This window comes from uncultured Ilumatobacter sp., from assembly GCF_963980585.1.
Taxonomy (GTDB): Bacteria; Actinomycetota; Acidimicrobiia; order Acidimicrobiales; family Ilumatobacteraceae; genus Ilumatobacter_A.
This window is the reverse complement of the sequence record NZ_CAXCAM010000001.1, coordinates 133438-158910: the sequence shown is the minus strand read 5'-3', so window position 1 is coordinate 158910 and position 25473 is coordinate 133438. Positions and strand designations below refer to the sequence as shown.

Below are 25473 nucleotides of genomic sequence, written 5' to 3'. Positions count from 1 at the left end.
ATAGAACATCGGGGTGCCGATCATCCACGCCATCGTTCTCGGAATCGTGCAGGGCTTCTCTGAGTTCCTGCCGATCTCGTCCAGTGGCCACCTGCTGCTGGTGCCGTGGCTGTTCGGATGGGACGACTTCAGCGGCCCCAACGGCGAGTCGCTGAAAAAGTCGTTCGACGTGGCACTGCACCTCGGCACCTTCTTTGCCGTGCTCGGTTACTTCCGCCACGACGTCAAGGTCTATGTGGTTGAGGGCACCAAGCTGATCTTCACCCGCACCAAGCCGACGAACACCGATGGCCGGCTGGCATGGCTCTTCGTGCTCGCCACGGTGCCCGCCGCGGCAGTCGGCGCACTGTTCGAGGACAAGATCGACACGGTGTTGGGCACGCCGTTCATCATCGCGCTGTCACTGATTGGATTCGGTCTGTTGCTCGGGTGGGCCGACCGCAAGACCGGTCGCCGCAAGCTCGAGGACTTCCACGCCCCCGACGCGCTCAAGGTTGGCGTCGCGCAGGCACTCGCACTCAACCCCGGAACGAGTCGCTCAGGTATCACGATGACTGCCGCGCGCTGGGTCGGATTTGACCGTGATGCGGCGGTACGAATCAGCTTCATCATGTCGTTGCCGGTGATCTTCGGAGCGGTTGTGTTCAAGATGCTGTCCATGGTCAGCGACGGCGGTTACGAGGATCTCCTCATTCCGATGGCGGTGGGCATTGTCACGTCATTCATTGCCGGGCTGATCGCCGTGTGGGGCACGATCAAGCTGGTCAGCACCCACAGCCTGATGCCGTTCGTCATCTATCGCGTCACCGTTGGCGTGCTGATGTTGATCATCCTCGCCCTCGGCTGGCGCGACAACATCGCTGTCTGACTGCACTGCTGTCACGGCAGAAACAACAGCGACACCGTCCCGAGCGGCGCGGCTGCTGCCACCATGGGCGCTTCGGATGTCGGAACGGCAATCAAGATCACGTCGTCGTCAGCACCCACGACGGTCGCCGCCGCAACGAGCACGATGCCTTCCGACGTGACCGCCACAGGGAGACCGATCGAGGGGTCCGAGGCGAGTGGGTCAATCACGCCGACCACGGCCGTGCCCGGCTCAGCGAACGCAGCGGGGCCGACCGCCGTCGAGACATCCGCTGTCGTGATCACTGCGCCGCTGACGACGCGCTGGCGAACGCGTCCGCTCGAGGGCAGCGAGGTCAGTGCCTCGCTTGGCAGCATCGCTGACGGGAGCGGGACGACGTCCGCCTCGATCGGATCGCCGGGTTCGAGGTCAGCGCTCGCAACGACGACATCGACGGTGGTTCCCCACGCCTTGCGCTCGCGTTCCACGGCGCTGGCCTGCTGGTGGCTGGTCCAGGCGACTCCGGCGGTCAGCACGAGCACGATGGCCCATCTGGCCCAGCCGTGTCGCGCCAGAAAGATGCGGACTCGCACGATGAAGTGCATGGAATTCTCCCTCGACAGTGTTGATCTGGAGGGGGAGCCGGTCAACGCGATGCTACCGCCGTGGCTTCAAGCCGGCAGGTGTGGAAGCGCTGCGGTGATGAGTCGTCGCACGTTGTCGACGTTCTGCTGCACCATTGCGAACACGGCGTTCATGGTGACGGGTTCATGGCCGTCGACTCCGGCGTCGTAGTCAGTGACCAGCGCGATCGAGGCGTACGGGATGCCCGCCTCGGCTGCGAGCACTGCCTCGGGATAGCCGGTCATGTTGACGACGTGCCAACCCATTTGCCGGAACCAGACGCTCTCTGCTTTGGTCGAAAAGCGCGGGCCGTTGATGACGACCATCGTCCCGGAGGGACGGACCGTCACGTCGTCGAGCGTCGCTCCGGCGGCGGTCAGCGCGTTGCGCAGCCCGCGATCGTATGGCTCGGCAAACGTCTGATGATGAACAGCGGTGTCAGAACCTGGCATGCCGTCATCTGCACCAACATCGTGGAACGTGTCGTGCCGACCGTTGGTGCGGTCGACCAGTTGATCGATGACAACGAGCTCTCCGGGATGAATCTCGGGCTGCAGCGAGCCGACGGAGCACGGAGCGACGATCGATCGGACGCCGAGCGACGCCATTGCCCACATGTTGGCTTGGAACGGGACGCGGTGGGCCGCGTAGTCGTGGCGGCGCCCGTGTCGGGCGAGGAAGGCAATCCGTCGGCCACCGAGGGTGCCGATCGCGATGGGTGCGGCAGGGGGGCCGTACGGAGTGGTGATCTCGACGTCGGTTGCGTCGTCCAGAAATTCGTAGAAGCCGGATCCGCCGAAGACACCGACCTCGGCGCCGAGTTCGGACGCTCGGTCGTCGAGCGAGATCAGCATCGACGGCGGCAGTTCAGTCGGCGGTGCTGGACGACGTGCTCGACGAGCTGGGGGCAGCCGTCGACGTTGACGACGACGAGTCGGTTTTCGTTGCGGTCGACGAGCTCGAACTCGAGTCGGATGAGTCCTTGGAGCTGCTGGAGTCGGATGAACCGCTGCTCGAAGAGTCGCTGGTCGAGCCGGCGGGTGTCGTCGTCGAGGTCTTGCCGCGATTGTCGTTCTTGAAGAATCCGCTGCCCTTGAACGTGACGCCGACGGGCTGGAAAACCTTCTTGACGGCCATCACATCGCCAGTGGCAGGGTGTGTGTGCTCGGTCAACGATTCGTCCTGGAACGACTGCTGGACCTCAATGGTCTCGCCGGTGTCGGTGAATTTGTAGACATAGGTGGGCATAGCAGGAGCCAGATTACCGAGGGTGAGGCTCGCTGCCACGTTCGAACCCACAACGTTCGGCCTGAAGTTCTGCTCGGCGAGGACCCCGCAAGGAGGGTCCCGGTTGCGCTCGGTGAGTGCTGGTTATGGTGGCGCTCATGCAGGTGCGCAGTGCCGTGATCCCCGCGGCTGGAATGGGAACCCGATTCCTCCCAGCCACGAAGGCCGTGCCCAAGGAGCTGTTCCCGATTGGAGATCAGCCCGCGTTGCAGATCGTCATCGATGAAGCACTTGGTGCCGGTATCGATCACATTGTGGTCGTCAGTAGCCGAGACAAACCAGCGGTCGCGCAGTATTTCGAGCCAAACGAGGCGCTCCTTAACAAGCTCGACGACTCGGGCAAGACCGCTCTTGCTGAGCGATTGCGCTCGATCGGGCGTGACTGGCGTGTCAGCATCGTTTATCAGGACAATCCCAAGGGTTTGGGCCACGCCGTGGGCTGTGCCCGTGAGGCAATCGGCGAGGAGCCGTTCGCCGTCATGCTGCCCGACGAGCTGATGGGTTCATCTGCCCTGCTCGCACAGATGAACGGCGTGTGCTCGTCAACCGAGGGCAGCGTGGTTGCCGTAGCAAACGTGCCGCGCGAACTGGTGAGCTCCTACGGCGTCATCGATCCGGCGGGTGAACTGTCGGCGGACGGGGTCATCCCGGTCCGAGATCTCGTTGAAAAGCCGTCCGTCGAGGACGCCCCAAGCAACTTCATCATCACGGGTCGTTATGTCCTCACGGCTGATGCGTGGGCTGAGATCGATGCCTTGCAGCCGGGACGCGGTGGCGAACTCCAGCTGACCGATGCGCTCAAGGCGCAAGCTGCCCGGTCACCGTTTCACGCCGTGGTGTCCGATGTGAGCCGCCACGACACCGGCAACCCGCTCGGTTTCCTGACTGCGTCAATTGAGCTCGGTCTCACCAACCCAGAGCTGCGTGACGATCTTCGGACGTTCCTCGCGAACTTGCAGGTCTGACCGTTACGACCGGGTGAAGAGCTCGGGGTAGTCCTGGACGAGACCGTACGGGTCGATGTCGAACTCAACCTCAAACCCAGTATCGAGGTTGGTGCGCGCGAAACGATGCAGACCAATCCGGTGGTATCGCTGCCGGACGGGCACGACCCCGAGCGTCTCCACATCAAGCACCGCCACTCTGAGATCGGCAGCATCGCCGACATCAAGCGCAAGTCGCCGGATCGGCAGGGTGTGGGTGAACGGCGTGATCGGCAGGTCGATGTCGTGGCAGCCGTCGAGGTCCGGACGGTGTGCTCCGTTGATCTCCCCCCATCGACCGCTCCCATCGGTGCCCAGCCAGAGATCAGGATCGTCGAGGTCACGGAACAACAGGAATTGCCGGACTGCCCAGGTCGCCGAGAGGCGCAGCACGTAGGAGATGTTCGGGCCGCCGACTTCGCTGGTGATCGTCCAGCCTTCGTTCTCCCACCGGAGGTCGACCTGCTCGGAACCATCGCCGTCGACCCGATTCCATCGGGCGGTAAATCCATCGGCAGGGAACGCAGTCAGTGCGGTCGTCACCACACCGAGCCTACGGCCGATCGTTTGCGCGCCCATCAGGTGTCGCCGGCGACACGTAGTGGGTGCGCAAACGTTGAAGTCCGTACGATTGAGGCCATGACGCCCTTGGAAGATGCCCAGGCCTTCGTCCTCGAATCGTGCCCGCCGCGTGAGCCGGTCACGATGCCGCGCGAGCAGGCGGGCGGGCTGGTGCTCGCTGACGTGGTCGTGTCGACCGAGATCGTGCCGCCGTTCAACAACACCGCTGTCGATGGATATGCCGTGCGGTCCGTCGACGTCGCCACCGTTCCCGTTGAACTCACGGTTGTCGGAGAAATCGCAGCCGGTGCGGCGCCGGATGGCAACGTCGGTCCTGGCGAGACGATCCGGATCATGACCGGCGCACCGATGCCGCCGGGAGCTGATGCTGTGGTGATGGTTGAGTACTCCGAGCGGCTTGGTGAGGATGATGCCGGCAACGAACGAGTCCGGCTGAGCGAGTCGGTCGCAGCAGGGACGGCGGTCCGGGGAGCAGGCGACGACGTCGTGGTGGGCGAGGAACTCTTCTTCGAAGGAACGCAGATCACTCCGGCAATCGAAGGGGTCCTTGCCAGTATCAACGCCCAAGAGGTCAGGGTGTATCCGCGCCTGAAGGTCGCTGTGCTCTCGACCGGTGATGAATTGATCACCGACGGCTCGCCGCTCGCGCCGGGTCAGATCCGCGAGAGCAACAAGATCATGCTGGCCGGAATGCTTGCCGAGGCTGGGTGTCAAGTGGTCGACCTCGGTGTGGTTCGCGATGACGAGGTCGAGCTCGAACGAGTCCTCCGCGACGCAGCTGTCGAATGTGACGCGATCGTGTCGAGCGGTGGCGTCTCGATGGGCGACTACGACGTTGTGAAGGCGGTGCTCGGAAGGATCGCCGACATGACCTGGATGCAGATGGCAATCAAGCCGGCCAAGCCGTTTGCGTTCGGCAAGCTTGACGGCGTGCCCGTGTTCGGACTCCCCGGCAATCCGGTCAGCTCGATGGTCAGCTTCGAACTGATGGCTCGACCGGCGTTGCGCCGCATGATGGGGCACACGCAACTTGCACGGACCAGCGTGGTCGCAATCGTTGACCATGACCTCCGCCGCAATGCTGACGGCAAGTTGCACTTCATGCGGGTCAATGGCGGCTTTGCCGAGGACGGGCGATATCACGTCGCGCCGGTCAACGCGCAGGGCAGCCACCAACTCGCCGCCACGGCAAGTGCCGACGCGATGGCGGTCGTGCCCGATGGTGACGGCATCAATGCCGGCTCAGAAGTCGCTGTGCTTCTCCTGCAGTCGTAGACTGCTCCAATGGCGGCGACATTCGAACAGCTGATCGATCCATTCGGTCGCCACATCGAAGATCTCAGAATCTCCGTCACCGACCGCTGCAACTTCCGCTGCACCTACTGCATGCCCGAAGAGGGCATGCAATGGCTCAAGCGGAGCGATGTCATGTCGTTCGAGGAGATCGAACGACTCGCCCGCATCTTCGTTGAGCGCTACGGCGTCAAGGGCATCCGGTTGACCGGCGGCGAGCCCACCGTTCGCGCCCACCTGCCGGTGCTGGTCTCGAAACTTTCGAAGCTCGTTGGTCCGGACGGGCCAGTCAACTTGGCGATGACGACCAACGGCGCAACAATGCGGCTGGTGGCCGACTCGTTGAAGCAGGCTGGTCTGAAGCGCGTCAACATCAGCCTCGACACGCTCGACCGCACGAAGTTCCATCAGATGACGCGCCGCGATGAACTCAACAATGTGCTCGACGGCATTCGTGCCGCGCAAGAAGTGGGCTTCGATCCGGTCAAGATCAATGCGGTCATCGAGCGCGGCACGAACGACGACGAACTCATCGACCTCGCCACCTTCGGACGTGAACAGAACGTCGAAGTGCGCTTCATCGAGTTCATGCCGCTCGATGCTGAGGGTCACTGGATGAACGGCAAAGTCGTTGGCCAGGAAGAAATCGTTGAGAAAATCAACGCGGTGTACCCGGTAGAGGTACTCCCTGCCCGCGGCGCGGCACCGGCCGATCGGTTCCGATTCCTCGACGGCGGGCTCCACGGTGAGGGGAGCCCGGGGAGCATGATCGGTGTGATTCCGACCATCACGAAGCCGTTCTGCGGTGACTGCGACCGAGTACGCCTCACCGCCGAAGGTGACTTCCGGACCTGCCTGTTCGCGACCAAGGAATTTGATCTCCTCACGGCATTGCGATCAGGAGAAAGTGACGACCAGATTGCTGACCGGATCGAAGCAGCCGTCGCAACGAAGTGGGCCGGCCACCAAATCAACCAGGTCAACTTCACCCGGCCCTCGAAATCGATGTCCCAACTGGGTGGCTGACGCCACCCGCAGTTGAGCTGCATCGCCGACTGCGTCGTTGAGTTGGAAGTCTCCGGCCTGCTGGCCGGACTCGGTCACGCTCGGGGCAACCCTCGTTACGTGAGGTCGGTGAAGGCTTGAAATCTCCGTGCGACCACTTTGTCGCCGACGACTTCGACGTCGCTCCCGCGTCGCCACAGCCACATCAGAATGTCTTGAGCCTGGCCACGAATGGCCGCGTCGCCCTTGCGGTGTTCGCGGGTGAAGGTGGCCTTGGGTTCTTTCATTGCTGAGACGAACCACTCGCCGGCGCCGTCCGGGAGTTCGGAGTCCGTGCAGTGCAGATGGACGGTGCCGCCGACCTTCATCTCGCCTTCGGCGCGTTCTCCTGCCGCAAACCAGGTCAGCCATTCGTCGATGCCGTCGGCAGAAACCTCGGGGGCGAACTCGAAGTCGAGGCCGATTGCCTGGCCTGCATCCCACAGGTGAACCATCGTTTCGTGTGTCATGCGGCGGGCGACCCACGCCACCGGTTGCGTCGAGCCGGTCCAGGTCCATACCTTCATTGAGGCATCCGCTGTGTGCAGGGCGTCGCACAGCCGAACGTGAGCATCGAAAAGTACATCGATCAGGCCAGCATGCTCTGGTGGACGCTCGATCTCGGGAATCTCACGAACATCGTTGCGGCTCGTGATGCCAGTTGACAGAACGCCGGCCCAGTAGTTCCACCCGCGAGCAACGTGGAACGTGAGATCGCCAAGGCTCCAGCCAGGACACGTCGGCACGGAAAGCGTTGGGTCAGCGTCGCTGACGAGCCGGATGAATTCGGTGCCGTCGAGGCGGATGTGCTCGATGGCGTCGTAGGAGGGCGGCGCCGGGGTCGTCATAAACAACACGGTACCGAGCAGCGCCGGAAGCAGACGGTTGCCTGAGACGCAACGGTGTGAGGGTCGGATCGGGATGCGAGTACGGTCAGAGGTCGATGAGCGACCTCGAATTCACCCATCTCGACGCATCGGGCCATGCCCGGATGGTCGACGTCACAACAAAGGAACCAACCCATCGGCGCGCAGTCGCCAGATGCAAGGTGATGATGCAGCCCGAGACCACTTCGGCAATCGTTAACCGCGAGGTGAAGAAGGGCGATGTCCTGTCGGTTGCACGGGTTGCCGGGATCATGGCGGCCAAACGCACGTCCGACACGATTCCGCTGTGTCACCCACTGATGATCGCAAGTGTGTCGATCAGCTTCGAGGTCGGTGACGATCATGTCGCCATTGAGGCCCACGTGGACTGCGTTGAGCGGACAGGCGTCGAGATGGAAGCCCTGCACGCCTGCAGCGTCGCTGCGCTGACGATCTATGACATGTGCAAGTCCGCAGATCGAGGCATGACGATCACCGATCTGGCGCTGTGGGAGAAGACCGGTGGCCGTTCGGGTACGTATCGGCGAGCCTCGGAATCGTGACAACGAGGCAGATTTGAGCCTGATTGTCCACCTCTCGGGGCCGCTGATGTGCGACGATTGTGTGACGGGCAACACGCCCGTTGTTGTCCGGACCGTTACAAATGTCGTAGAATCGTCATACTCATCGGGGAGTGTCGGATGCATTCCGTCACCCGCTGACTGAAAAGGAATCTTTTCTTCACCATGGCAAAACTCGTACTCCTCGTCGTCGCTGCTGCATGGGCCGCTGTGCTCATTCCTCCGATGCTTCGTTCGCGGGTCGACAACCGACCGAACTCATCGGTCACGGACTTCCGTCGTCAGTTGAACCGTCTGCAGAACACGGCCACACCGCCGCGTGGCTCGGTCCGTGGTGCGATGGGCCGTCCGCTGACCCAGTCGTCGTCGCCCCTGCAGCGCCAAGTCGCCGCCGGCCGCCCGAGCCAGCCAGCAGCCGCCCGCCGGGCACCGGTCCGCCAGGCGTCGCTTCGCAATGGTGGAACGGCAGTCCGCGATCGCACGAGTGAGACCACCCGCGATCGCTCGCATGGTGATCCGTCCGGTGGCCAGCGTCGTCCGGAGCAGCCGCGTGCTCGTCGCCGCGCGTCGGAACCCCAAGATCGCGGTGTCCCGCAAGAACGGACCGGATCGCAGTCGCCGCGCCGGCAAACGGCCCGCGCCGGCGCACAGCGCCGCCCGGAGCCGGCACAGTCGCTCGACCCTGTGGTATTGGCGCGCCGCCGTCGGACCAACGTGCTTTTCGTCCTCGTCGTGACGTCGGCCTGCTCGATGTTCCTTGCCGCGACGACCGATTCGGTCGCGATGCTGTGGGTCTTCGGCCTCTCGTTCGTCGCGACCTGCGGCTATGTATACGTGCTCGCCCAGTTGCGCGAGCGCGAGCAGGTCGGCTGGAACGACGGCTGGCTCGAGCACCGCTGAGCGCAGCCGGGTCCGCCCGGTTAATCGGTCACCCGGAGCGATACACTCGCCTCCGTTAGTTTTGGGGCTATAGCTCAGTTGGTAGAGCGCGTCGTTCGCAATGACGAGGTCAGGGGTTCGATTCCCCTTAGCTCCACGATACGCACCCTGTGGTGGTCGCATTCGGAGACGGACGACTCTCGGCGAGCGCCCGTCGCCGTCAGCGGCGCCATTCGGGTGAGCGCTTGGCAAGGAATGCAGCGACTCCCTCTGCGAAGTTCGCTGTGCCCGCGAGCTCAATCGCAAGTGCGGCCTCCATTGCAAGCCCGTCATCGAACGCCATGGCACCACCAACAGTGATTGCCTGGCGGATCGCAGCGAGCGCTTCCGGTGGCTTGGCGCACAGCGATTCGCCATACCGCTGCACGGTTGCCTCGAGCTCTTCGCCACTCACCAGTTCATCAACCAGCCCGATCGTCAGCGCTTGTTCGGCGTTGATGAGTCCCCCGTCGTAGAGGAACCGCAGCGCGGCCGGACGGCCGAGCAGGCGGGCGAGCGCTTGGGTCGCTCCCACCGGGGGGATGAAGTTGATATTGACCTCGGGCTGCCCGAGACGGGCGTCATGCGTTGCGAAGCGCACGTCACAGTGCAACGCCATCTCGAGTCCACCGCCGACGGCGACACCGTCGATTGCGGCGAGCGTCGGCTTTGGTGAGCTCCGCAGGCGGTGCACGATGCCGTGCACCAGCTCGCACCACTCGCTCATCCCGGTCTTGTCGATGGTGCGGAACGTCTCGAGGTCGGCTCCGGCACTGAAGTATCCAGGGTTGGCGCTACCAAGGACCAGGACCCGGACGTCGGGGTCCTCCACCATGGTGCCGATCGCCGCGGTGACTTCGCGCACCATCGACCAATCAAACGCATTCACCGGCGACCGGTCGAACTTGATCCAGCCGACATGCTCGACGACTCGTGTGGTGACTGCGGCTCCATCAGACGTCATGTTCGCCAACGTAGTGGTCGAGCAGCACGGCACGGTTGCGTTCCGTGCCAGCCCTGTCGCCGTCGCCGTCAACGGCTGACGCCGAGCCCCTAGGAGGCCTGTGCGACTGTCAGTTCGCCGGTGATGCGGTCAGCGAGTGCAGAGATGACTGCACCGCGCGTTGCGCCACGTTGCCGCCAACGCCTGGCATCGACAACCCACTCCCGACGCGCATGGTCCTCGGCTCCGGCCAACTGCTCGCCAGCGAGCTGGCCGAATCCAGACAGCTCGTACGTGCGGGCTGCGAGTCGCACAGCCAGCGAGAACACGTCAGGCGTGGACGCGGTTCCTCTAGCTGGAAGCAGCATTGAATCGTCAACGGTGACGTGGTGACCCTGCGCGGAAAGACTCACATCAATATTTCAGCATGCGTGGGTCGCTGGTCGATGAGCCTTGAGTAGTAATTCGGTAGCAAACCAGGACGACAGATACGCACATCTCGGCACCGACTGCGCCGATTGGGACGCTTCCGCTCAGTCTGAGCGTTCGATACGGTCCGCACCATGATCGATCTCCCTCACCACGTCGCTGAGAACCGGCGCCACTGGGACACAACCGCTGATCGGTGGGTTGCATCCGGCGAACGAGCATGGGCGCAGAGCACGCCGACCTGGGGAATCTGGGGCATCTCCAACGACGATCTCCCACTCCTTCCGAAGTCACTTGAAGGACAGCGCGTCATCGAACTTGGATGTGGGACCGGCTACTGCAGCGCGTGGATGCGGCGGCGCAACGCATCGGTGTACGCCATCGACAACTCCGCGGAGCAGTTGGTGACGGCACAACGGCTCGCTGATATGTACGAGGTCAACGACATCGAGTGGGTGCACGGCGACGCCGAGGCCGTGCCGCAGCCCGACGAGTCCTTCGATTTCGCGCTCAGTGAGTACGGCGCCGCGATCTGGTGCGAGCCGAGAGCGTGGCTGACCGAGGCCTTCCGCCTGCTGCGGCCCGGTGGCCAACTGGTCTTCCTCGGTCATCACCCGTTTGCCATGGTGTGCTCCGCGCCAGCCGGTGATGGCCCGGTCGGCCGACGGCTCGAGCGCCCGTATTTCGGGTTGCACCACCTCGATTGGACCGACGCACTCGAAGATCCGGGCGGCATCGAGTTCAACATGCCCGTTGGCGAGTGGTTTGCGCTCTTCTCCGACATCGGCTTCGCCGTTGAGAATTACATCGAGGTCCAGGCCCCCGAGCTGGTCGAGGGGACAAGGTTCTGGATCCCTGCGGATTGGTCAAGAGACTTTCCCAGCGAACAGGTCTGGTTCTTGCGGAAGTGAAGAGTGCGAGTGAGTCTCAGCCCACAGGAGCGGCATAGACGACGATGTTCTGGCGGTATCGACGGATCTCGGGGTTGAAGTCGCCGCCACAGGTGATCAGCACCAGCGTCTCGGGGCCGGTATTCCGCCAGATTCGTTCGCGGGGCAGTTCCAGCTTGCCGTAGATCGCCCGCTCGAACACTTCGTACTCACGCACGGTGCCATCGTTGAGAGTGACGCTGACGCGGTTGCCGGGTTCGAGGTTGCCAAGCTGGCCAAAGGGGCCGACGGTGCCGTTCCACGACACGTGGGCAGCGAGCACGGTGGCTCCCGGGCGACCCGACGTGGCGCCGTACTGATACCAGCCAATCTCGGTCTCGTCAGGAACCTCGAGTTGCCCATCGGCCTCCAGTCCGACAGGCCGGACCGGAAACTGACTGACATCGAAGGCATCGATCTCTACGCCAACGGGACGTGGACGAGGCTCAACTTCGTCGGGGACGGCGGAATACTGCTCGCCGAGCAGATCTGCAAAGGGACTGAGTGCCACGTCGGTCGTGGTGGGCACGGTCCTTTCGGGCGCAGGCGCCACGGTCGTTGGGGGTGCGGTGACGAGCGGAGCGACGGTCGAAGGAACGGGTGCCTCTTGGTTCGCAACATCGAGAACGACCTCGCCGCTGTCCTGGCCAGTGGCGCCGGCATAGGCCAGGCCACCTCCGGCCAGCAGAGCAACGGCCGTCATCACGGTGAGCGCTCGACCACGACGGGTGCGGGGAGTGGGTCTCATGTCGTCGGAGCGGTGGTGAGCGTGGCGGTCAGAGGTGCTGGATGGCGAGCACAGTGTGCTGACACGACGACGGGGAATCGGCTGGCATGGGCCAGGAGATCCGATTCCGCCGTCATTGTCGTGGAGTCAGCGAGTGCTTGCCGTCCGAGCGGTCGTCAGCTGCCGACCGTCTGGCGACGGAGGGCGAAGGCACCACCGGCGAGGGTAAACATGCCTGCGGCAGCGGCGAACAACACGAGGCTGTTCGAGCTCGAACCGAGCTCGTCGCCCGTATTGACTGCGGTCGGGGCCGGCGTGCCATCGCTGGTGTCTGCAGCGGCCGACATGAGGTCACGTTCCTGTGTGTAGAAGGTGAACGTGTCGTCAGCGAGCGAGCCGACGGCGTACACGATCAGGTTTGTGCCAGCTTCGAGCGTCACCGTCGGAACGTCAGCGATCGGATCGCCACCGGTCGGTGCGATCTGTGCGCCGGCGATCTCGCCAGCGGGGAGGTCGAGGCCTGCACTGTCGCCGTTCGATGCGTTCTCGACGGGGCGGGCGTCACCAAGGACGATGTCGACTGCTGGAGCCGCAGCGGTGTGGCGGATGGTGAGGCGGCCGAAGCCATCAGCGACTTCGGAGGTGTCGTTCTCGAACGGGGTGAGTGTGGGCGTGCCCTCAGCGTCGAGGTGTGCAACGACGGTGTAGCTACCGGAGCTCGGCACGGCGAACTCTGCGACTGGGCCGATTGCGATGTCTTCGGTTCCGGCAACGCGGACCTCGAGGTTCTCAAGGGTCTCGCCGGCGAAGGCGCTGAGATCCTGCATCATGCCGGGCTCGAAGCCCGGGATGACGATGGCGCCGTCGACGGCCACATCGACAGTGACGCCGGGAATTCCATGGAGCAGCATGATCTCTGCATCAGATTGGGCGTTGGTACCCGCCGGGACGGCGATGAGGACCGCTGCGAGCGCTGCGGCTCCTGCGAGAAGTTTCTTCATGGGACTGTGCCTTTTGGTCGACTGATTCGACAACGATCCGGGCCGATCCCGAATCTGCCTGCTCTTCGGAGCCCCGGCGGTCTGCGGATGAGAGAACTCCCGAAAAATTTTGCACAGCGGGGGACTACTCCTCGATGAAACATCCGTCAGGTTCATCCGCGCCAGCCGTGGAGAACTGCTCGCAGGAGCAGAAGACAGGATGGTTCTCGCCGATTGCGTCGCTGGCAATCGCCGGCGGTCAGGTGTACATCGTGTCGAGCGCCGACGTTGCCAACGCGATGATGGCGTCATCATCGAGCGACTCGAGTCGCTCGGCGACAGAACCTGCGTTGAATCCGACGATGACTGGCTTGCCGACGACTCGTGTCCAGTCGTACCACTCGACGAAGAGTCCGGGTTCCTCGCCGACGAACCCGATCACTTCGACGTCGTCATCCCAGAACCGTTCGTCGTATTCGAGGATGACACGGTTGAGGACGCCCATGCCGAGCCGCTCGATCGCCGCCAGTTTGTCGTCAGGGAGCACCGGGTCGAACTCGATCACGCCGGCCTTCAGGACCCCAAGCGGCACGGTGACCAGCACGGCATCGGCCGTCGCGTTGGTCCCGTCCGTGAAGCCAATCTTGACGCCATCGGTGTCGTCACGGATGGAGGTGACCGTGCGGCCAAGCTGCACTTCGATTCCGTCGGCGAGCGGTGCCAGGAGGCCGATGTAGCCGTCGGGCATCACGTTCTCGTCGCCGTCGAATTCCTCCCCTGCCAGGAAGGTCTCGGGAGAAAGCGAGTCGATATCGGCGGCTTCTTCATGTTCGATGATGGCGGTTGCGAGGTAGCGGCCGAGCCGGGCCTCATCGGGAGCGAGCTGTGAGAGCGCCGCCTCGATGGTTTCGCCGACGGTCGGCGCCTCGTCAAAGTCCAGTTCTTGCAGTCCGTCCTCGAGGGCCTGGAGCGTGCCCTCGTCGGCCTCGGTGCCATCAACGTCGTACACGACGATCTCATCAGGATCTGTGACGAGTCGCTCGACGCCGAACTCCTCGGCCAACTCGGTCAAGGGGTTGCCGTCGGCGCCGTGAATCCAACCGGCGCCGAGTTCGAGCGGCACCCCAAGACTGGTGTCGGTGTGCACACGTCCGCCGATGCGGTCGCGCCCCTCGACGATGGTGACGGCGAATCCTGCATCGGTCAAGGCCCGAGCAGCGCCAAGTCCGGCAGCACCGGCGCCAACAATGAAGATGGAGGCAGCTGGCTCGAAGGTGACGAGGATCTCTTCGGCTGCGGCGCGGCCCGACAGCAATGCGCCATGCACCGTCGCCGCGAAGTCGACCGACGCCGCTTCACCGGCGAAGTACAGTTTGTCGCGCACAGATGCAGCGAGTGCTTCGCGATCGGCCGGTGAGGAACCAGGCGCGAGGTAGCTGTAGCTCCCGAAGGCGAAAGGGTCCTGACGCCATCTGGTGACCAGGGCGGCCGATACAGCGCCTGCGGCCCCCACGGTTTCGTCGGGTTGGGTTCTGGGCTGGTCCGACTCGGATTGGCCGTCATCTCCGCACGCCGCGAGCGCTGCCGCTGCGGCTGTTGCTGCGAGGAATCCTCGGCGATCCATTTCTTGCCTTTCTGCGCCCGCGAGCGGGCGTCGGCGTCAGGATGTCAGAGACCGACCCAAGACAACGCCATCCCGGGCGAGGAACGCAGCGTTGATCCGTTGCCGTTCGAGGATCTGATCGAGCGTCTTCGTTGCCTGTGGAATCGGATGCTCAGCGAAGAACGCTGCAGCGTCGGCGACCAACTCAGGGGCAGCGAGCTGCTTGATCGAATCGACCATTCGCACGATGGTATTGGTCGGGAATTCGGCGTTGGCTTGATCCCAGTGTTCTTTGACGAACTTCCAAGCGGCGGGGCCGTGTCGGCGGTTTGCCATGGCCAGACGCAGCAAGAACGGTGCGTTCTGTGTCTTTACCTTCCCGCCGAGGGCGAACTCGCAGGCACGCAGGATGAGAACTTCGTCGTCGAAATCGGCAAGTGCGTACAACTGACGCAGTTGCTCCTGAGGAGTGGACGCCGTGAGGAATCCGTTCTGCAGTCGTTCGAAGTCCTCAGCACCGCCGTGCGCAGCAACCACCGATGTTGCTGCAGCAACCAGCTCAGGGTCGACCTGGTCCACGGGCTGTGCCAGCAAGTCTCGACACAGACCGATGACGAACTCGTCGTTGCCGAGCACGCCGGCGGTGTTCAGGAGCAGCCCCCGCAACTTGGCAGTGAGGTCGCTCTGATCGGCTTGGGGCTCACCGAGTTCGGCGAGGGCAGGCTGGACGAGATCGCGAACCTTCGACTCGAACGCCGGCCGTGCCTCATCGCCCACCAACCGGCCGAGACCGTTGAGAGCAATGACCACCGCTTGCCAAACCGCATGCTCACGTTCCGCGGAGAAGCCTTCGAGGAATTGCAGAAGGTCCGGCGCAGTGATCGATCCGGCAACAGTTGCAGCCCATGCATCGTCGACGAGGCTGTAGCGCTCGAGGGTGCTCATCTCGCCGAGATCTGCCGTGAGGCGGCCGCGCAAGGTGTGGTCGTAGCTCACGCGGAAGAATCCGTGTCCGCCTGCATTGATGACAACCGATGCAGCAGGATCGGCGAGCGGCACGACGATGCTCACACTGTCGAGCAGGACCGTGGTGGTGGTGGTGCCGTTGCGCACGTGGACCGGCACGACCCACATCTGGTCTGCTGCGTCGTCGGGCAGTTCACCGAGACGGAATCGCTGTTGGGTCAGTTCAACGCCGGAGCCGTCCGCAGTGAGCGTCGCGTTGATCAGCGGGAACCCGGGCTGCCAGATCCAGGAGTCCATGATCCGTCGCACGGGCTCGCCGGAGGTGGCTTCGATGGCGTCCCACAGGTCATTCGTTTCGGTGTTCTTGTACGAATGCACGCGCAAGTAGTGGCTGACTCCCTCACGGAAGCGATCCTCGCCGAGGTACTGCTCGAGCATACGCAGCAATGCGCCACCCTTTTGATACGTCAGCACGTCGAACATGCCCTCGCAGTCGGCAGGCGAACGCACCTCGTATTCGACCGAGCGAGTGTTCTCAAGCGCATCGACATCGAACGCAACACTGCGTTCCAGACCGAAGCTGGTCCATCGCTCCCAGTCGGGTCGATAGGCATCACATGCCGCAATCTCCATGAATGTGGCGAATGCTTCGTTCAACCAGATGCCGTTCCACCAACGCATCGTGACGAGGTCGCCAAACCACATGTGGGCGAGTTCGTGTGCAACCACGTCAGCGACCAGCTGCTGCTCGTTCTGCGTGCTCGTGGCCGGGTCAACGAGCAGCAAGCTCTCGCGGAACGTGATGCATCCCAGGTTCTCCATGGCTCCCGCAGCGAAGTCAGGGAGGGCGGCCAGGTCCACCTTGTCGCTGGGGTAGGGGATCCCGTAGTACTCCTCGAACCAGCGGAGGCAGAACGCCCCGACGTCCATGCCGAAGTCGGTCAGATGGCCCTTGCCAGGGACGTGCACGAGCCGCATGGGGGACCCGTTGACGTCAACGCTGTCGCTCATCTCGAGACGGCCGACGACAAAAGCCACCAAGTACGTGCTCATGATCATGGTGTCGGCGAAACGAATCGCGGTGCGCCCGTCGCTGGCTGTGCGGCCGACCTCCGGTCCGTTGGAGATGGCTTGGAGTCCATCCGCGATGTTGAGGGTGAGACCAAACACGGCCTTGTATTCGGGCTCGTCCCAGCAGGGGAATGCCCGACGACAATCAGTCGACTGCATCTGGGTCGTGGCGATGACCTGTTCGGTGCCATCGGCATCGGTGTACGTGCTGCGGTAGAACCCGCGCAGCTTGTCGTTGAGGATGCCGGTGAACTCGACGGCGAGCGTGGCCGTACCTGTCGGCAACTCGGTCGCCGTGTGCACGAACAATCGGTCGGTCTCTGCGTCGATGGTGAAGTCGGCTTGCGCACCGTTGACCAGGCACAAGCTGATCTCCAGCTCGGCAGCATTTAACACGAGCGTGGTCGTTGGAACCTCGACGTCGAGTTGCACCGTCACGGCGCCGCTGAACGTCGCCTCATCGAGCATGGGTGTGAGTCGGACGTCGTACCGCGACGGCGAAACACCGGCGGGAAGACGGTACGGATCGAGTTCGCCGCCTGGTGACGAGGGAGAGGCTGCCATGCCGGGATGGTACCGGCGCTAGCGTGATCGATCGTGTCCGCAACGACTCTGCCCTCCGCCGCCGACGGCGCTCCCAATACCGCTGCACCGAAGTTCGCTGTCGTCGGTATCGGAAATGCGCTCGTCGATGTCATTGCCCATGCGTCCGAGGAGTTTCTCGACTCTCACGACCTCAACAAGGGTTCCATGACCCTGGTCGAAACCGAACGTGCTGTTGAGCTCTACGCCGCGCTCGGAACTGCCGTTGAGATGAGTGGGGGATCGGCGGCCAACACAATGGTCGGAGTCGCCAGCCTGGGCGGAACGGCGTGCTACATCGGCAAGGTCAACCACGATGACCTCGGTGATGTGTTCGGCCACGACATGCGAGCCGTCGGCGTGCCCTTCCACGGCGGGGGTGTCGATCACGGCACCCCGACCGGACGGTGCATCATCGTTGTCACTCCTGATGCGGAGCGCACGATGAACACGTACCTCGGCGTGTCGAGCTCGCTCGACGTCGGCGATCTCGACGTCGACGCCATCGCTGCGGGCGCCGTGCTGTACATGGAGGGATATCTCTTCGACCGCGACGACGCAAAGGCTGCGTTCCGGCATGCCGCAACGATTGCGCACGCCAACGGGCGACAGGTCTCACTCACACTGTCCGACTCGTTCTGCGTGGACCGACATCGGGTCGACTTTCGATCATTGGTGCAGGACAGCGTCGACATTCTGTTCGGCAACGCCGACGAGATTCGGTCGCTGTACGAAGTCGATGACCTCGACGTCGCGCTCAAGATGGTCAGCCGCGAGTGTGGCCTGGCGGCGATCACGACCGGTGCGGATGGCTGTGTCATCGTGACCGGCGACGAACAGATCACGGTGCCTGCTCAACCCGTCGAGCGCGTGCTCGACACCACCGGTGCCGGCGACCTGTTCGCCGCCGGCTTTCTCTTTGGTCTTACATCGGGATTGCCGCTCGCCGAGTGTGGTGAAATCGGCTCGATTGCAGCTGCTGAGGTGATTTCGCACGTCGGTCCACGGCCACTGGTCGACTTGCGTACCCTGTTGCCCGATGGCTGACGTACTTGACACATCGTTGCTCGACACCGCCCGTAGCTGGCTCGCAGCCGAGCCCGACGATGACATTCGCGCTGAGCTCGCTCAGCTGATCGCCGCTGCCGAGCGCGGCCACACAGACGAACTCGCCGAACGCTTTGCCGGACGCCTGCAATTCGGCACCGCCGGGCTGCGTGCAGCGGTCGCCGCTGGTCCAATGCGAATGAATCGCCTCGTGGTTCGCCAGGCCGCCGCCGGCCTCGGTCGATGGCTACTCGACAGCGTCGATGACGCTGCCGACAGGGGAGTGGTCATCGCCCGCGACGCTCGACGCAAGAGCGACGTGTTCGCGATCGACACCGCACGCGTGTTGGCTGCAATGGGCATCAAGTCGATGCTGCATCCCGGGGCACAGCCCACGCCGGTCCTCGCCTGGTCGATCACTGGCCTGAATGCCGCAGCGGGCGTCGTCGTGACGGCATCGCACAACCCGCCCGCCGACAACGGGTACAAGGTGTTCCTCGAGACTGGATCGCAGATCGTCACTCCGATCGACACGGAGATCGCTGAGCGCATCGGGGACTTCAATCCGCTCGACATCCCAATCGCCGCCGAAGACGATCACCTCATCTCGTGGCTCGACACCTCATGGAGTGAGGCGTACGTCGCAGACGCCCCCCGGGTCCGACTCCGGCCAGAAGTTCCTGGCGTTCAGATTGCCTACACCGCGATGCACGGTGTCGGTGGCGACACGATCGCTGCAGCATTCACGGCAGCTGGTTTCGATCCTCCGACCGTCGTCGCTGAGCAACAGGAACCCGACGGCACCTTCCCGACGGTTTCGTTCCCCAACCCTGAAGAGCCCGGTGCCATGGACCTGCTGCTCGCGGTCGCTCAGGCCAGCGGTGCCGCGGTCGCTTTGGCGAACGACCCCGACGCCGATCGACTCGGTGCGGCAATTCCTGACACTCGAGACGGCGCCATGGGATCGTCGTGGCGCAAGCTCAGTGGTGATGAAATCGGGTGGCTGTTCGCCGACCACATTCTGCGTCACACCAACGGCTCGGATCGTCTGGTCGTGACCACGCTGGTGTCGTCGTCGCTGCTCGCCCGGATGGCCGAAGCACACGGTGTGCACAGTGAAGAGACCTTCACTGGATTCAAGTGGATCGGGCGCATTGCCTCCGAGCGGGCTGCAGCAGGCCAGCGCTTTGTCTTCGGCTACGAACAGGCGCTGGGGTACCTCGTCGCTGCCCGGCCGCTCGACAAGGACGGCATCACCGCCGCAGTCTTGATGGCAGAGATCGCTGCTCTTGCAGAGTACGACGGCGTCACGGTCCAGGGCCGCCTCGACGCAATCGCAGACCAATTCGGCCGATACGTGACGAGTGAGCTGTCGGTGCGAATGCCGCCCGCCGACGGTGCCAAATGGGTCCAGTCGATCGAAGCAGCTCCGCCGTCGCAGGTCGGTGGCATCGCCGTTGAGTCGGTCACGTCATATCCCGAGGCCAACCTGGTTCGCCTGATGCTCACCGGGGGCACCCGGCTCCAGATCCGGCCGAGCGGCACCGAACCGAAGGTCAAGCTCTACGGTGAAGCAGTTGATCTTGACCCGGCCGAACTTGACCGTCTTCTTCAGGCCCTCGCCTCGTAGCGGTTAGGCGGGTGCGCCGAACTGGCGGTCCCCAGCGTCACCCAAACCGGGGACGATGTAGGCGTCGTCGTTCAATCGGTCGTCGATCACGGCAGTGAACAGCGTGACGTCGATGCCCGATGCTTCGACAGCTGCGATGCCTTCGGGCGCAGCCAGTGCAACGATCACGGTCATCGGTTGCTGGGCGCCGCGCGCGACGAGGAGCTGCAAGGTATGGATCAACGAGCCGCCGGTCGCGAGCATCGGATCGACGACGATGACCGGACGTTCGCCGATGTTCTCCGGCAGCTTGTTGACGTACGGCTCGGGCTCGTGGGTTTCTTCGTTGCGGGCGATGCCGATGAAGCCGATGTCGGCGTCCGGCAGCAGCTCTTGCGCCGGACGGAGGAAGCCGAGGCCGGCGCGCAGAATCGGCACGATGACCGGCTGCACGGCGATCCGCTCTGCCGCGGCGTCGGTGAGCGGCGTCGTGACCACGCCCGACACTGTCGGCAGTGTCTGCGTGGCCTCGGCGATGAGGAGTGTGCCGATGCGTTCCAGGTTCTGGCGGAACAGGGCGTTGGGTGTCTCGACGTCGCGGATACGGGCGAGTGAGTCGAGGACAAGTGGATGGTCGACGACAACGGTTTCGACAGTCATGAGTGGCTCCTCAGCTTCCGAGATCGGACTCGGACTTGAGCACCGAGTACCGCGGCTTGATGATGCCGTTGATCAGCTTCAATCGTTCCGGGAACGGTGCAAAGGCGGACTTCATTGCATTGACGGTGAGCCATTGGAAGTCGTCGAGGCCCCAGCCGAACGCCTTGTGCAGCTCAAGCATCTCGTTGGTCATCGTCGTGTTACTCATCAACCGGTTATCGGTGTTGACCGTGACCCGGAACTGCAGGCGGCGCAGCATGCCGATCGGGTGCTCGGCAATCGTCGGAGCGACACCGGTGTTGACGTTGGAGGTCGGGCACACCTCAAGGCAGATCCGGCGGTCGCGGATGTAACTCGCGAGGCGACCAAGCGTGGCGTTGCCCTCCGCGTCGACCTCAATGTCGTCGACGAGCCGCACACCGTGGCCGAGCCGCTCGGCTCCACAAAACTGCACCGCCTCCCAGATTGAAGGGAGCCCGAAGGCTTCGCCGGCGTGGATGGTCGAGTGGAAGTTTTCGCGGTTGATCAGATGGAACGCGTCCAGGTGGCGTGTGGGTGGGAATCCGGCTTCCGGGCCAGCGATGTCGAATCCGACGACGCCGTCATCGCGATGACGGATGGCGAGCTCGGCGATCTCACTGCTGCGGGCAGCCTGGCGCATGGCATCGAGAAGTGCATAGATCGTCAGATCGGTGCCTGCCGAACCGCGCTCGAATCCGGCGAGTACTGCATCGACCACTTCGTCAAGTGTCAGGCCCTGTTCGAGATGCAGCTCAGGAGCGAAACGGACCTCGGCATACACGACGTTGTCGGCGGCGAGGTCTTGAGCGCACTCGAAGGCAACGCGCTCGATGGCGTCGCGCTGCTGCATCACGGCGCCGGTGTGAGCGAACGTCTCGAGGTAGAGCACCAAGTCGTTGCGCTTGGCGCCCTTGTTGAACCATTCGCCGAGCTCGGCAACGTCAGTGGTCGGCAACCCGTCGTAGCCGTATTCCTCCGCCAGCTCGATCACCGTCGACGGACGCAACCCGCCATCAAGGTGGTCGTGCAACAGCACCTTCGGGGCCCGGGCAATCAGATCAGCCGTCGACATCCCCCCACGCTACCGACCCCCACGTAGGACGAGTTGGTGCCAGGCACCAAGTCGTCCTCGTCGAACTTGGTGACTGAGCGGGAGCATGATCGGCAGATGGGGAGAGCTCACCGAGTGGACATCGAGGACGGGATCCATCATGTGATGAACAGGGGAGTGAATCGTGGCACGGTCTTCTTCGCCGATCCTGATCGAGTCGAGTTCGGCCGTCTTCTTGAGCAGATTTTCGAGCGTTTCGGTGTTCAAGTCATCGCGTACTGCCTGATGAGTAACCACTATCACCTGGTTCTGTACTGCCCCGACGGCGGGCTGTCCGATGCGATGCACCTTCTGGGCTCGGTCTACACGCGACACACCAACGAGCGGATCGGTCGCGATGGGCCGCTGTTTCGCGGACGATTTCACGCGGTGCCTGTTGTCGACGACGACCAATTGCTCTGCACCGTTCGATACGTGCACCGAAACGCGCTGGATCTCCCCGGAATCGACAGCGTCGAGAGCTACAGATGGAGCAGCCATCGCACCTATCTCGGCCACCGCGCTCAGCCACCGTTTCTCAGTACTGCTCCGGTGTTGAACCAGTTCGACAGTCGTCGCGCATTCGATGCGTTTGTCACGAGCGAGACAACAGCGGGGCCGAGTACTTGGAAGGGCGATGTCGCTCTCGACAGGATTGCGCCACTCGTCCAGATCATCGCCGACGAGATCGGTGAGGTTCACGGCTCGCGAGCCCATCGGTCGCTGTTGCTGCTGGTCGCCGACGAACTTCCTCAACACAGCGGTCAAGCCCTGCGAGAGCGGCTGGGGTTTGCTACCCCGAAGTCCTTGCAGCAGGCGCAGACACGGGCCAAACATCGGCTCGCAACGCAGCCAGTCCTTGGCCGAATCGTCAAGCGGACCCTCGATCTCGTCGCGTAGGACGACGTGGTGCCTGGCACCAAGTCGTCCCGAGTCGTTTCAGTGCAGCTGGCGGAGGGGGAAGTCGGCGGGGCGTTGGAGCCAGTTCCACTCGGGGTATTCGGCGGCGCTGTCGATGCAATGAAGGCTGTAGGCGTGGCGACTGATGCCTGAACGGTTGACACCGGACCAGTGGGGGAGCACTCCGTTGAGGACGATCATTGTGCCTGCTGCTACTTCGAGCGGCACGGCCCCAGGCGAGTCGGGGCCTGGCGGTGGTTCCGTGCTGAGGGTCTCCATCGTCGTGCCGTCAGCTGCAGCGGGGTCGTCGAGGCGGTTGCGCTTGAACAACTCGTACAACGGACCGCGATGCGTTCCGGGTACGGCCCAGAGGCAGCCGTTGTCGATGGTGGCGTCCTCGATGGCAAACCAGAAGCCGGTGACAGTGATCGGCTCGGTGTACAAGAACGTTGCGTCCTGGTGGACGCCAACTTCGCCACCGATCCGCGGTTGTTTGAAGATGTACATCGACTGCAGAGCGAGCGGGTCAAGCATTCCGACGTCTCGCGCCACTTCGCCGAGGGCCGGGTTGTAGGCGAATCGTTCGAACTCGTCATCGGTGTCGTGCTGGGCGTGACCGATCTTGTTGATCGACAGCTCCTTGGCCTGGGCCAGTACTCCATCGGGGTCGAACGCTTCCTCCTCGAAGAAGCACCACGTCGACGCTCCGCTGGCCAGAAATTCACCATTGGACACCCGTTCCTGTTGATTGGTCGTGAAGACGGATCGTTCCTCACTTGGCTCCCATCCCTCGACGATCTCATTCGCTCGTGCACGCAGCCGAGCACAGTCATCGAGTGACACAAAGTTGGGCAGCACCAGGAAGCCATCTGCGTCGTACCGGGCAATCTGATCTGGGGTCAGCACATCTGCCAAGGTAGCTGGCGTCGTACTGTTGCCGAATGGCGACGTGGACCTGCCCCGACTGCAAACGGTCCTTCGGTGCGGTCGGCCGCAGCCATATGTGCAGCCCTGGGCTGACCGTTCAGCAGTTTCTCGTCGACGCTCCGACCTTCGTCTCTCCGATCTTCCGCGCCGTGAATGACCACCTCCAATCGGTCGATGGCAAGGACGGTGGTGAGCTGATCGTCGACCCTCTTCCGGGCAAAGTGCTTTTCAAAAACGGCCCGACGTTCTGCATTGTCGACGTGAAACGGAAGTGGGTCGCCATTGGGTTCTCGCTGCGCCGGTCACTTGAGACGGATCGCCTGTCGCGCCGGACCGCTGGTTACGGCGACAGGTTCTACCACGTGATCAATGTGGATGACCCGGAGCTGCTCGACGACGAATTTCGAGTGTGGCTGACCGAGGCATACCATCATGGGGCTGGCGGCAGGGGTGCGGTGCCGAAGGCAAGCAACTTTGACCCGATGATGCCCGACGACATCGATTTCGAGATCGCGCCACCCCCCTGACGAACGATACGCAGACGACTTGGTGCCTGGCACCAACTCGTCTCACCAACTCGTCTCAGTCGGAAACGGTGACCTGGGCGACCATGTCGGGGTGCAGCGTGCAGAACAGGCTGTAGCTGCCGGGTTCGTCGAAGCTGATCTCGTAGTTGCTGCCCGGAGTGAGGAGGCCGGAGTCGAAGTCGGAGAATGCGGGCGAATCGGGAGTACCGGCGGTGACCGTGTGCGGTACGGCGTCCACATTGTTGAAGAACAATGGCTGACCTGGCCTCACCGACAACTCACCGCTGTACAGAAAGTCGGCGATCAACGACTGCTGGGCGCCCTCAGGAAAGTCGGACCCCTGAACCTCGCGGCTGTCACGAATCGCAGCTGCATCGGCGACGGGAGCGATTGACGCATTCCACATGCCGAACACGCCGAGCTGGTTATCGAAATCGTCGGCCACCCAGGCGTGCAGCATCCAGCCCAACGCCGCGGAGAAGTTGCCACCCTGGGCCTCGCATTCGGTCCTCGGCAGGAACGTGTCGCGTCCCTGAGCGTTACCGCGGCACAGGTTGTAGTGGATGTGCCAGTTGTCGAGTGGGCCGGCAAACGTCTCCGGGTGATCATTGCCAATCACCTGCGGCGGAATGATGAAGGCAGTGCCGACGAGGCTCATCGGATCGCCGGTCCACTCGCCGCCTTCACACTGGTCGAGTGCCCCGTCGGCGATCGTGCCATCAGCCTTGGCATAGAGCAGGATCTCTGGGCGGGCCGGATCGAAACCGTCGGCGATCCAACTGATGTTGTAGAAGTGCGAGCCCATATTGGCCGTTTGGATGCGGTCGCTGACAAAGCCGGCAGCGCATGCCGAATTGACGTCGCGGTGTGCTTCGGCGAACTCATTGAGTGCAGTCAGCTGAGCGACGAGCTCGGCCAATTCGTCAGCCGACATCGCCAATCCCGGAGGAATGGGTTCGCCCGACTCGTCGAGCTCGCGGAGCTCGCGGAACGAACAGGGCAGAGCTTCGTCCTGACAGCGGACCGTGCCGACAAGGGGGCCTTCGACCAGTGTCGGCACAACACCCTCTGAATGTTCTCGGAACACGTAACGCGAGTATCCCGGTGCGCCCCCCGCCTGGAACGTGAGGCCAGTCGGGAACTGCACGTCGGCTCCGGCCTGGTCGAACGCTGCGGCCTGAGCGATGTAGTCGTTGACCTGAGCGATCGTCGCTGCCTCAACAGGGTCAACGGTCGTCGTGGTTGCTGCCGGCGCAGTGACAGCGGGCCCGGTGTTCAGTGGCTCGGTGTCTGGTGGCTCGGTGTCTGGTGGCTCGGCAGTGGTGGCGGCCTCGGAGTTCGGCGCCGCAATGTTGTCCGCGCCTGACGAGCAGGCCGCGATCCCGATTGCAATGACCGCGAAAGTCGCGGCGGTTCGTTGTCGCTTCATGGGTCCCC

Annotated in this window: 26 protein-coding genes and 1 tRNA gene; 13 read left to right on the top strand and 14 right to left on the bottom strand. The window is 63.4% G+C overall.

Annotated elements, in window-relative coordinates; genetic code table 11:
- The first annotated feature begins 13 nt into the window (after positions 1-13).
- Complete coding sequence (locus ACH2DW_RS00790; protein ID WP_394927799.1) at positions 14-868, top strand: undecaprenyl-diphosphate phosphatase; 855 nt, start codon at positions 14-16, stop codon at positions 866-868.
- An 11-nt stretch (positions 869-879) separates the two neighbouring features.
- Here the strand turns inward: ACH2DW_RS00790 and ACH2DW_RS00785 are convergent, their stop codons facing one another.
- Both ACH2DW_RS00785 and ACH2DW_RS00780 read right to left on the bottom strand, forming a co-directional pair.
- The gene (locus ACH2DW_RS00785; RefSeq protein WP_394927798.1) at positions 880-1452 is read right to left on the bottom strand and encodes a hypothetical protein; all 573 of its coding nucleotides are present in this window, start codon (positions 1450-1452) and stop codon (positions 880-882) included.
- 66 nt (positions 1453-1518) lie between these two features.
- On the bottom strand, positions 1519-2325 hold the full coding sequence (locus tag ACH2DW_RS00780) for an S-methyl-5'-thioadenosine phosphorylase (protein WP_394927797.1): 807 nt from the start codon (positions 2323-2325) through the stop codon (positions 1519-1521).
- 35 nt (positions 2326-2360) lie between these two features.
- On the opposite strand from ACH2DW_RS00780, the gene ACH2DW_RS00775 reads away from it, so the two are divergent.
- Together ACH2DW_RS00775 and ACH2DW_RS00770 are read left to right on the top strand one after the other, a co-directional pair.
- A complete protein-coding gene (locus ACH2DW_RS00775; RefSeq protein ID WP_394927796.1) occupies positions 2361-2705 on the top strand; it encodes a hypothetical protein in 345 nt (114 codons plus the stop codon).
- 151 nt (positions 2706-2856) lie between these two features.
- Positions 2857-3723 carry a UTP--glucose-1-phosphate uridylyltransferase gene (locus ACH2DW_RS00770; protein WP_394927795.1) on the top strand — a complete coding sequence of 289 codons (867 nt, stop codon included), beginning with the start codon at positions 2857-2859 and terminating at the stop codon, positions 3721-3723.
- 3 nt (positions 3724-3726) lie between these two features.
- Here the strand turns inward: ACH2DW_RS00770 and ACH2DW_RS00765 are convergent, their stop codons facing one another.
- Entirely contained in the window at positions 3727-4284 is a 558-nt protein-coding gene (locus ACH2DW_RS00765) for a putative glycolipid-binding domain-containing protein (RefSeq protein WP_394927794.1), read from the bottom strand.
- A gap of 96 nt (positions 4285-4380) precedes the next feature.
- Here ACH2DW_RS00765 and glp point away from each other — a divergent pair, with 96 nt between their 5' ends.
- Both glp and moaA read left to right on the top strand, forming a co-directional pair.
- Positions 4381-5598: a gephyrin-like molybdotransferase Glp gene (glp, locus tag ACH2DW_RS00760; RefSeq protein ID WP_394927793.1), complete on the top strand. Its 1218-nt coding sequence runs from the start codon at positions 4381-4383 to the stop codon at positions 5596-5598.
- Between the two features lie 9 nt (positions 5599-5607).
- Positions 5608-6642, top strand: coding sequence for a GTP 3',8-cyclase MoaA (gene moaA, locus ACH2DW_RS00755; protein WP_394927792.1), 1035 nt, complete (start codon positions 5608-5610; stop codon positions 6640-6642).
- Positions 6643-6737: 95 nt separating this feature from the next.
- Here the strand turns inward: moaA and ACH2DW_RS00750 are convergent, their stop codons facing one another.
- Complete coding sequence (locus ACH2DW_RS00750; protein WP_394927791.1) at positions 6738-7508, bottom strand: maleylpyruvate isomerase family mycothiol-dependent enzyme; 771 nt, start codon at positions 7506-7508, stop codon at positions 6738-6740.
- A gap of 95 nt (positions 7509-7603) precedes the next feature.
- Here ACH2DW_RS00750 and moaC point away from each other — a divergent pair, with 95 nt between their 5' ends.
- The 3 genes from moaC to ACH2DW_RS00735 all read left to right on the top strand — a co-directional run bounded on the left by moaC (position 7604) and on the right by ACH2DW_RS00735 (position 9143).
- Complete coding sequence (gene moaC, locus ACH2DW_RS00745; protein ID WP_394927790.1) at positions 7604-8089, top strand: cyclic pyranopterin monophosphate synthase MoaC; 486 nt, start codon at positions 7604-7606, stop codon at positions 8087-8089.
- A gap of 183 nt (positions 8090-8272) precedes the next feature.
- Complete coding sequence (locus ACH2DW_RS00740) at positions 8273-9007, top strand: hypothetical protein (protein WP_394927789.1); 735 nt, start codon at positions 8273-8275, stop codon at positions 9005-9007.
- Positions 9008-9070: 63 nt separating this feature from the next.
- Positions 9071-9143 (top strand) — tRNA-Ala (locus ACH2DW_RS00735).
- A gap of 63 nt (positions 9144-9206) precedes the next feature.
- On the opposite strand, the gene ACH2DW_RS00730 is transcribed toward ACH2DW_RS00735, so the two are convergent.
- On the bottom strand, positions 9207-9989 hold the full coding sequence (locus ACH2DW_RS00730) for an enoyl-CoA hydratase/isomerase family protein (RefSeq protein ID WP_394927788.1): 783 nt from the start codon (positions 9987-9989) through the stop codon (positions 9207-9209).
- A gap of 89 nt (positions 9990-10078) precedes the next feature.
- Positions 10079-10381 (bottom strand): hypothetical protein, encoded by a 303-nt coding sequence (locus ACH2DW_RS00725; protein WP_394927787.1) that lies wholly within the window; start codon positions 10379-10381, stop codon positions 10079-10081.
- Positions 10382-10531: 150 nt separating this feature from the next.
- Here ACH2DW_RS00725 and ACH2DW_RS00720 point away from each other — a divergent pair, with 150 nt between their 5' ends.
- Entirely contained in the window at positions 10532-11308 is a 777-nt protein-coding gene (locus ACH2DW_RS00720; protein ID WP_394927786.1) for a class I SAM-dependent methyltransferase, read from the top strand.
- A gap of 16 nt (positions 11309-11324) precedes the next feature.
- Here ACH2DW_RS00720 and ACH2DW_RS00715 read toward each other — a convergent pair whose 3' ends face one another.
- The 4 genes from ACH2DW_RS00715 to ACH2DW_RS00700 form a co-directional block, all read right to left on the bottom strand.
- Positions 11325-12074, bottom strand: coding sequence for a class F sortase (locus ACH2DW_RS00715; RefSeq protein ID WP_394927785.1), 750 nt, complete (start codon positions 12072-12074; stop codon positions 11325-11327).
- Positions 12075-12229: 155 nt separating this feature from the next.
- Positions 12230-13054, bottom strand: a complete 825-nt coding sequence (locus tag ACH2DW_RS00710; protein ID WP_394927784.1) for a DUF4397 domain-containing protein — start codon at positions 13052-13054, stop codon at positions 12230-12232.
- Between the two features lie 238 nt (positions 13055-13292).
- Entirely contained in the window at positions 13293-14657 is a 1365-nt protein-coding gene (locus ACH2DW_RS00705) for an FAD-dependent oxidoreductase (RefSeq protein ID WP_394927783.1), read from the bottom strand.
- 36 nt (positions 14658-14693) lie between these two features.
- Positions 14694-17237, bottom strand: coding sequence for a M1 family metallopeptidase (locus tag ACH2DW_RS00700; RefSeq protein WP_394927782.1), 2544 nt, complete (start codon positions 17235-17237; stop codon positions 14694-14696).
- Positions 17238-17270: 33 nt separating this feature from the next.
- On the opposite strand from ACH2DW_RS00700, the gene ACH2DW_RS00695 reads away from it, so the two are divergent.
- Positions 17271-18302, top strand: a complete 1032-nt coding sequence (locus ACH2DW_RS00695) for an adenosine kinase (protein WP_394927781.1) — start codon at positions 17271-17273, stop codon at positions 18300-18302.
- Positions 18295-19932, top strand: a complete 1638-nt coding sequence (locus ACH2DW_RS00690) for a phospho-sugar mutase (protein WP_394927780.1) — start codon at positions 18295-18297, stop codon at positions 19930-19932. Before ACH2DW_RS00695 ends, ACH2DW_RS00690 begins: the two co-directional genes overlap by 8 nt.
- A 3-nt stretch (positions 19933-19935) precedes the next feature.
- On the opposite strand, the gene upp is transcribed toward ACH2DW_RS00690, so the two are convergent.
- Positions 19936-20571 (bottom strand): uracil phosphoribosyltransferase, encoded by a 636-nt coding sequence (upp, locus tag ACH2DW_RS00685; protein WP_394927779.1) that lies wholly within the window; start codon positions 20569-20571, stop codon positions 19936-19938.
- 10 nt (positions 20572-20581) lie between these two features.
- On the bottom strand, positions 20582-21664 hold the full coding sequence (locus ACH2DW_RS00680) for an adenosine deaminase (RefSeq protein ID WP_394927778.1): 1083 nt from the start codon (positions 21662-21664) through the stop codon (positions 20582-20584).
- 144 nt (positions 21665-21808) lie between these two features.
- Between ACH2DW_RS00680 and ACH2DW_RS00675 the strand changes: the two genes are divergently transcribed.
- On the top strand, positions 21809-22582 hold the full coding sequence (locus tag ACH2DW_RS00675) for a transposase (protein ID WP_394927777.1): 774 nt from the start codon (positions 21809-21811) through the stop codon (positions 22580-22582).
- Positions 22583-22621: 39 nt separating this feature from the next.
- Here the strand turns inward: ACH2DW_RS00675 and ACH2DW_RS00670 are convergent, their stop codons facing one another.
- The gene (locus tag ACH2DW_RS00670) at positions 22622-23488 is read right to left on the bottom strand and encodes a phytanoyl-CoA dioxygenase family protein (RefSeq protein ID WP_394927776.1); all 867 of its coding nucleotides are present in this window, start codon (positions 23486-23488) and stop codon (positions 22622-22624) included.
- Positions 23489-23523: 35 nt separating this feature from the next.
- Here ACH2DW_RS00670 and ACH2DW_RS00665 point away from each other — a divergent pair, with 35 nt between their 5' ends.
- Positions 23524-24036: a DUF5655 domain-containing protein gene (locus ACH2DW_RS00665; RefSeq protein WP_394927775.1), complete on the top strand. Its 513-nt coding sequence runs from the start codon at positions 23524-23526 to the stop codon at positions 24034-24036.
- A gap of 55 nt (positions 24037-24091) precedes the next feature.
- Here ACH2DW_RS00665 and ACH2DW_RS00660 read toward each other — a convergent pair whose 3' ends face one another.
- Complete coding sequence (locus ACH2DW_RS00660; protein WP_394927774.1) at positions 24092-25465, bottom strand: plastocyanin/azurin family copper-binding protein; 1374 nt, start codon at positions 25463-25465, stop codon at positions 24092-24094.
- Between the last annotated feature and the right edge of the window lie 8 nt (positions 25466-25473).

Bases quoted from the DNA above. Each gene is read 5' to 3' on its own strand.
- ACH2DW_RS00785 (WP_394927798.1), bottom strand. From the start codon at position 1,452: ATGCACTTCATCGTGCGAGTCCGCATCTTTCTGGCGCGACACGGCTGG.
- ACH2DW_RS00780 (WP_394927797.1), bottom strand. From the start codon at position 2,325: ATGCTGATCTCGCTCGACGACCGAGCGTCCGAACTCGGCGCCGAGGTC.
- ACH2DW_RS00770 (WP_394927795.1), top strand. From the start codon at position 2,857: ATGCAGGTGCGCAGTGCCGTGATCCCCGCGGCTGGAATGGGAACCCGA.
- glp (WP_394927793.1), top strand. From the start codon at position 4,381: ATGACGCCCTTGGAAGATGCCCAGGCCTTCGTCCTCGAATCGTGCCCG.
- moaA (WP_394927792.1), top strand. From the start codon at position 5,608: ATGGCGGCGACATTCGAACAGCTGATCGATCCATTCGGTCGCCACATC.
- ACH2DW_RS00750 (WP_394927791.1), bottom strand. From the start codon at position 7,508: ATGACGACCCCGGCGCCGCCCTCCTACGACGCCATCGAGCACATCCGC.
- moaC (WP_394927790.1), top strand. From the start codon at position 7,604: ATGAGCGACCTCGAATTCACCCATCTCGACGCATCGGGCCATGCCCGG.
- ACH2DW_RS00740 (WP_394927789.1), top strand. From the start codon at position 8,273: ATGGCAAAACTCGTACTCCTCGTCGTCGCTGCTGCATGGGCCGCTGTG.
- ACH2DW_RS00730 (WP_394927788.1), bottom strand. From the start codon at position 9,989: ATGACGTCTGATGGAGCCGCAGTCACCACACGAGTCGTCGAGCATGTC.
- ACH2DW_RS00720 (WP_394927786.1), top strand. From the start codon at position 10,532: ATGATCGATCTCCCTCACCACGTCGCTGAGAACCGGCGCCACTGGGAC.
- ACH2DW_RS00715 (WP_394927785.1), bottom strand. From the start codon at position 12,074: ATGAGACCCACTCCCCGCACCCGTCGTGGTCGAGCGCTCACCGTGATG.
- ACH2DW_RS00710 (WP_394927784.1), bottom strand. From the start codon at position 13,054: ATGAAGAAACTTCTCGCAGGAGCCGCAGCGCTCGCAGCGGTCCTCATC.
- ACH2DW_RS00705 (WP_394927783.1), bottom strand. From the start codon at position 14,657: ATGGATCGCCGAGGATTCCTCGCAGCAACAGCCGCAGCGGCAGCGCTC.
- ACH2DW_RS00700 (WP_394927782.1), bottom strand. From the start codon at position 17,237: ATGGCAGCCTCTCCCTCGTCACCAGGCGGCGAACTCGATCCGTACCGT.
- ACH2DW_RS00690 (WP_394927780.1), top strand. From the start codon at position 18,295: ATGGCTGACGTACTTGACACATCGTTGCTCGACACCGCCCGTAGCTGG.
- upp (WP_394927779.1), bottom strand. From the start codon at position 20,571: ATGACTGTCGAAACCGTTGTCGTCGACCATCCACTTGTCCTCGACTCA.
- ACH2DW_RS00680 (WP_394927778.1), bottom strand. From the start codon at position 21,664: ATGTCGACGGCTGATCTGATTGCCCGGGCCCCGAAGGTGCTGTTGCAC.
- ACH2DW_RS00675 (WP_394927777.1), top strand. From the start codon at position 21,809: ATGAACAGGGGAGTGAATCGTGGCACGGTCTTCTTCGCCGATCCTGAT.
- ACH2DW_RS00665 (WP_394927775.1), top strand. From the start codon at position 23,524: ATGGCGACGTGGACCTGCCCCGACTGCAAACGGTCCTTCGGTGCGGTC.
- ACH2DW_RS00660 (WP_394927774.1), bottom strand. From the start codon at position 25,465: ATGAAGCGACAACGAACCGCCGCGACTTTCGCGGTCATTGCAATCGGG.